Origin of the sequence: Staphylococcus pettenkoferi, from assembly GCF_002902685.1 — a bacterium.
GTDB lineage: Bacteria > Bacillota > Bacilli > Staphylococcales > Staphylococcaceae > Staphylococcus > Staphylococcus pettenkoferi.
The window spans coordinates 1-347 of sequence record NZ_PPRN01000032.1; the positions used below are offsets into that span (position 1 = coordinate 1).

Here is a 347-nt window from a genome sequence, read left to right on the forward strand (position 1 = left end):
GGTTCTGTTGCAAAGTAAAAAATATAGCTAACCACTAATTTATCATGTCAGTGTTCGCTTAACTTGCTAGCATGATACTAATTTCGTGGCATGGCGAAAATCCGTAGATCTGAAGAGACCTGCGGTTCTTTTTATATAGAGCGTAAATACATTCAATACCTTTTAAAGTATTCTTTGCTGTATTGATACTTTGATACCTTGTCTTTCTTACTTTAATATGACGGTGATCTTGCTCAATGAGGTTATTCAGATATTTCGATGTACAATGACAGTCAGGTTTAAGTTTAAAAGCTTTAATTACTTTAGCCATTGCTACCTTCGTTGAAGGTGCCTGATCTGTAATTACC

1 pseudogene is annotated in these 347 nt (G+C 34.9%); it reads right to left on the reverse strand.

The window, feature by feature from the left end:
• Positions 1 to 58 precede the first annotated feature (58 nt).
• Positions 59 to 347, reverse strand: a pseudogene (locus tag CD126_RS06405) (IS6-like element IS257 family transposase); the annotation flags it as partial.